This window comes from Micromonospora sp. 4G55 (assembly GCF_016803375.1).
This window is the reverse complement of sequence record NZ_JAEVHN010000438.1, coordinates 1-5,293: the sequence shown is the minus strand read 5'-3', so window position 1 is coordinate 5,293 and position 5,293 is coordinate 1. Positions and strand designations below refer to the sequence as shown.

Annotated in this window: 4 protein-coding genes; all 4 read left to right on the top strand. The window is 71.5% G+C overall.

Features of this window, described 5'->3' with window-relative positions:
• On the top strand, window positions 1-1,142 hold a 1,142-nt coding region (gene dnaA, locus JNW89_RS26760), incomplete at its 5' end, for a chromosomal replication initiator protein DnaA (protein ID WP_238451103.1).
• Between the two features lie 841 nt (window positions 1,143-1,983).
• Window positions 1,984-3,117, top strand: coding sequence for a DNA polymerase III subunit beta (gene dnaN, locus JNW89_RS26755; protein ID WP_088959665.1), 1,134 nt, complete (start codon window positions 1,984-1,986; stop codon window positions 3,115-3,117).
• A 41-nt stretch (window positions 3,118-3,158) separates the two neighbouring features.
• The gene (gnd, locus tag JNW89_RS26750; protein WP_238451101.1) at window positions 3,159-4,031 is read left to right on the top strand and encodes a phosphogluconate dehydrogenase (NAD(+)-dependent, decarboxylating); all 873 of its coding nucleotides are present in this window, start codon (window positions 3,159-3,161) and stop codon (window positions 4,029-4,031) included.
• Window positions 4,032-4,047: 16 nt separating this feature from the next.
• Window positions 4,048-5,181, top strand: a complete 1,134-nt coding sequence (recF, locus tag JNW89_RS26745) for a DNA replication/repair protein RecF (RefSeq protein ID WP_238451100.1) — start codon at window positions 4,048-4,050, stop codon at window positions 5,179-5,181.
• Window positions 5,182-5,293: the final 112 nt, after the last annotated feature.

The following is a 5,293-nucleotide window of genomic DNA, read 5'->3' as shown; positions in this document are numbered from 1 at the left end:
GTCCGCGCGGCCTGCCGCGCGACGGGGGTACGGACAGCGGCCCCGGCCGCTCGGCCGCCGACCACCGCCCCGGCGGGCGGGACGACCGTCGCCCCGGGGGCGCGGAGGGCGGCGGCAACCGGCTCAACCCGAAGTACATGTTCGAGACGTTCGTCATCGGCTCGTCGAACCGGTTCGCCCACGCGGCGAGCGTCGCGGTGGCCGAGTCGCCGGCGAAGGCGTACAACCCGTTGTTCATCTACGGCAGCTCCGGGTTGGGCAAGACCCACCTGCTGCACGCCATCGGGCACTACGCCACCACGTTGGGCAACGCCCGCTCGGTCCGGTACGTCTCGACCGAGGAGTTCACCAACGACTTCATCAACTCGCTGCGCGACGACAAGACCAGCGCGTTCCAGCGCCGCTACCGCGACGTCGACATCCTGCTGATCGACGACATCCAGTTCCTGGAGAACCGCGAGCGGACGCAGGAGGAGTTCTTCCACACCTTCAACACGCTGCACAACGCCAACAAGCAGATCGTGATCACCTCCGACCGCTCGCCGAAGCAGCTGGCGACGCTGGAGGATCGGCTGCGGACCCGGTTCGAGTGGGGCCTGCTCGCCGACATCCAGCCGCCGGACCTGGAGACCCGGATCGCGATCCTGCAGAAGAAGGCGGCCCAGGAGCGGCTGTACGCCCCGCCGGACGTGCTGGAGTTCATCGCCTCCCGGGTGTCGAACTCGATCCGGGAACTGGAGGGCGCGCTGATCCGGGTCACCGCGTTCGCCAGCCTCACCCGGTCGAACGTCGAGCTGTCGCTGGCCGAGGAGGTGCTGCGGGACTTCATCCCGGACGGCACCGGGCCGGAGATCACCGCCGACCAGATCATGGTCTCCACCGCCGACTACTTCGGGGTGAGCCTGGAGGACCTGCGCGGCCACTCCCGGTCCCGGGTGCTGGTGAACGCCCGCCAGGTCGCCATGTACCTGTGCCGGGAGCTGACCGACCTGTCGCTGCCCCGGATCGGGCAGGCCTTCGGTGGCCGGGACCACACCACGGTGATGCACGCCGACCGGAAGATCCGTCAGCAGATGGCGGAGCGCCGCTCGCTCTACAACCAGATCGCCGAGCTGACCAACCGGATAAAGCAGAACACCTGAGCGACGGCTTCAGGTCGCGGCGCGGCGTCAGACGCGCCGAACTGAAGTCGTCGTCACGTACGCCACGCCGGCGCCCGCCGGTGAAGGAGCGCGGAGACGCGCCCGGCCAGTCCGGCCGGGCGCTTTTTCGTGCCTGTGGAGAGCCGACGGTTGACCCTGTACCGGGTCGAGGGCCCAGGATCGGTGTCGTGTTCATCCACAGCACGCCCCGGTTGTCCACACCCCCTGTTCCACAGGCGGTGGACAACCACGTAGCGTTTCGAGCCGGTTACCCACAGGCTGTGGACAAACCCTGGGGACGGGGCTGTGGACGCCTGGGGACGACGGTCCGGTTGTCCACCGACGACGGTCGACCTGTGGGCGGCCTGTTGAAGGTTCTGGGGACGACGGCTCCGGGGGCCCTCGCCGGTGTCCACAGCACTGGGGAGAAACCCGGTGGATTACCCGTGGACAACCGGTGGACAACCGTGGACAACCTGGGGGTCCAGCCGGCCTGTGGACCGCGACACCGGTTTACCCCCCGGTTCTCCACAGCCAAACCACCGGTGGATAACCTGTCTGACCTGGGCGGACGCGGGTTCTCCACAGTTTGCACAGGTGCGATGAAGACGATGAGTTATCTCTTCTAAAAGAATCAAAAACCAATCATCACCGTTGGACTTCCTGTGGATCGGTTCGGCCGCTGCCGTCGGCGGTCGCTCCGGCATCTGGATCAACGGGGTCGGGCGCACAGCCGATGCCCACGCGCCCTAAGGTGCGATGGGTACCCGCACGGTCGGGCGGGACGGTAGGCAGCGGTCGGCATGAGAGAGTTGTCGCTGACGTCGACGCGGAGGCATTGATGAAGTTCCGAGTAGAGCGCGACGCGCTCGCCGAAGCGGTGGCGTGGACCGCGAAGAGCCTGCCCAACCGGCCGTCCGTACCGGTGCTCGCCGGGGTGATGCTCCGGGTCACCGACGGCAACCTGCAGGTCTCCGGCTTCGACTACGAGGTCTCCAGCCAGGTGACCGTCGAGGTGCAGGGGGACGCCGACGGCGCCGCCCTGGTCTCCGGCCGCCTGCTCGCCGAGATCACCAAGGCGCTGCCGGCCAAGCCGGTGGACATCGCCGCGGTCGGCGCCCACCTGGAGCTGGTCTGCGGCAGCGCCCGGTTCACCCTGCCGACCATGCCGGTGGAGGACTACCCGGCCCTGCCCGAGATGCCCGAGAGCGCCGGCACCGTCGACGCGGCCGCCTTCGCCGCCGCCGTCGCCCAGGTGGCCGTGGCCGCCGGCCGGGACGAGACGCTGCCGATGATGACCGGCGTCCGGCTGGAGCTCTCCGGCGGCACGCTGGCGATGCTCGCCACCGACCGCTACCGCCTGGCGCTGCGCGAGATGGAGTGGAACCCGGACGACCCGGAGATCAGCATCAACGCGCTGGTGCCGGCACGCACCCTGCACGACACGGCCAAGGCCCTCGGCCCGCTCGGCGGCCAGGTCAACATGGCGCTCTCCCAGGGCGCGGCCGGCGAGGGCATGATCGGCTTCTCCGGCGGTACCCGGCGCACCACCAGCCGGCTGCTCGACGGGGCGAACTACCCGCCGGTGCGCTCGCTCTTCCCGGCCACCCACAACGCCGAGGCGCGGGTGCCGGTCAGCACGCTGATCGAGGTGGTCAAGCGGGTCGCCCTGGTGGCCGAGCGGACCACCCCGGTGCTGCTGAGCTTCTCCTCCGACGGCCTGGTGGTCGAGGCGGGCGGCACCGAGGAGGCGCGGGCCAGCGAGGCGATGGAGGCCACCTTCACCGGCGAGCCGCTGACCATCGGCTTCAACCCGCAGTACCTGATCGACGGTCTGGCCAACCTGGGCGCCCAGTTCGCGCAGCTCGCGTTCGTCGACGCCTTCAAGCCGGCGGTGATTTCCCCCGCCGGGGAGGATGGCGAGGTTATCCCGGGGTACCGGTACCTCATCATGCCGATCCGCGTGTCCCGCTGATCGCAGCCCCAGCAGACCCAGACGCACGGAGGTAGGAGCAGATGCAGCTCGGCCTGGTAGGACTCGGCCGGATGGGCGGCAACATGCGCGAACGGTTGCGCGCCGCCGGGCACGAGGTGGTCGGCTTCGACCACAACGCGGAGCTGAGCGACGTGCCGAGCCTGGCGGCGCTGGCCGAGAAGCTGGAGTCGCCGCGCGCGGTCTGGGTGATGGTTCCGGCCGGCGTCACCGACGCGACCATCGACGAGCTCGCCGGCGTGCTGGGCGAGGGCGACATCATCATCGACGGCGGCAACTCGCGCTTCAGCGACGACGGCCCCCGCGCCGAGCGCCTCGCCGAGCAGGGCATCGGCTACCTCGACGTCGGCGTCTCCGGCGGCGTCTGGGGCCGGCAGAACGGGTACGCCCTGATGGTCGGCGGCGCCCAGGAGCACGTCGAGCGGCTGATGCCGATCTTCGACGGGCTCAAGCCGGAGGGCGAGTACGGCTTCGTGCACGCCGGCCCGGTCGGCGCCGGCCACTACGCCAAGATGGTGCACAACGGCATCGAGTACGGCCTGATGCACGCCTACGCCGAGGGCTACGAGCTGCTGGCCGCCTCGGAGCTGGTGACCAACGTGCCGGGCGTCTTCAAGTCCTGGCGCGAGGGGACCGTGGTCCGCTCCTGGCTGCTCGACCTGCTCGACCGGGCCCTCGACGAGGACCCGGAGCTGGCCGAGCTGAGCGGTTACACCGAGGACACCGGCGAGGGCCGCTGGACGGTCGACGAGGCGGTCCGGCTCGCCGTGCCGCTGAACGTCATCACCGCCTCGCTCTTCGCCCGGTTCGCCTCCCGCCAGGACGACTCGCCCGCGATGAAGGCGGTCGCCGCGCTGCGCCAGCAGTTCGGCGGGCACGCTGTCCACAAGCGCTGACCGGTATCCACAGCCTGTGTACGTCCGCCGGCTCGAACTGGTCGACTTCCGCTCGTACGAGCGGGTCGGCGTCGACCTGGAGCCGGGGCCGAACGTCCTGATCGGCGCCAACGGCGTCGGCAAGACCAACCTGGTCGAGGCGCTGGGCTACGTAGCGACCCTGGATTCGCACCGGGTCGCCACGGACGCCCCCCTGGTCCGGATGGGCGCCGCCTCCGCGGTGATCCGCTGCGCGGTGGTGCACGACGGGCGGGAACTCCTGGTCGAGCTGGAGATCGTCCCGGGCAAGGCGAACCGGGCCCGGCTGGGTCGCTCACCCGCCCGGCGGGCTCGGGACGTGCTCGGCGCGCTGCGGCTGGTGCTCTTCGCCCCGGAGGACCTGGAACTCGTCCGGGGCGACCCGGCCGAGCGTCGCCGCTACCTGGACGACCTGCTGGTGCTCCGGCAGCCCCGGTACGCCGGGGTGCGGGCCGACTACGAGCGGGTGGTCAAGCAGCGCAACGCCCTGCTGCGCACCGCGTACCTGGCCCGCAAGACGGGTGGGTCGCGGGGCGGGGACCTGTCCACCCTGGCGGTCTGGGACACCCACCTGGCCCGGCACGGCGCCGAGCTGCTGGCCGGCCGGCTGGAACTGGTGGCCGCCCTGGCCCCGCACGTGACGAAGGCGTACGACGCGGTGGCGGCGGGCCGGGGCGCGGCGGGGATCACGTACCGGCCGTCGCTGGACCTGGCCGAGCCGACCACCGACCGGGCGGTGCTGGCCGAGGCGCTGACCGCCGCGCTGGCCGAGGCCCGGTCGAACGAGATCGACCGCGGCACGACGCTGGTCGGCCCGCACCGTGACGAGCTCAGCCTCACCCTCGGCCCGCTGCCCGCCAAGGGGTACGCCAGCCACGGCGAGTCCTGGTCGTACGCGCTGGCCCTGCGGCTGGCCGGGTACGACCTGCTGCGCGCCGACGGCATCGAGCCGGTGCTGGTGCTGGACGACGTCTTCGCCGAGCTGGACGCGGGCCGCCGGGAGCGGCTGGCGGAGCTGGTCGGCGGGGCCGGTCAGCTCCTGGTGACCTGTGCGGTCGACGACGACGTGCCGGCGGCGCTGCGCGGCACCCGGTACGCGGTGGGCGAGGGGACGGTGCGACGTGTCGACTGAGCCGGAGCACGCCGCCGAGGGCGGTGGGCCGACCCGCCGGACCGGCGGCCCGAGTCGCGCCGCCTCGGGCGGCCAGCGGGGTGCGCGTACCCCTCGGGGAGCTGGAACCGAC

What these genes read in the sequence shown, in the direction of transcription:
- dnaN (WP_088959665.1), top strand. Translation starts at nt 1,984, where the DNA reads ATGAAGTTCCGAGTAGAGCGCGACGCGCTCGCCGAAGCGGTGGCGTGG.
- gnd (WP_238451101.1), top strand. Translation starts at nt 3,159, where the DNA reads ATGCAGCTCGGCCTGGTAGGACTCGGCCGGATGGGCGGCAACATGCGC.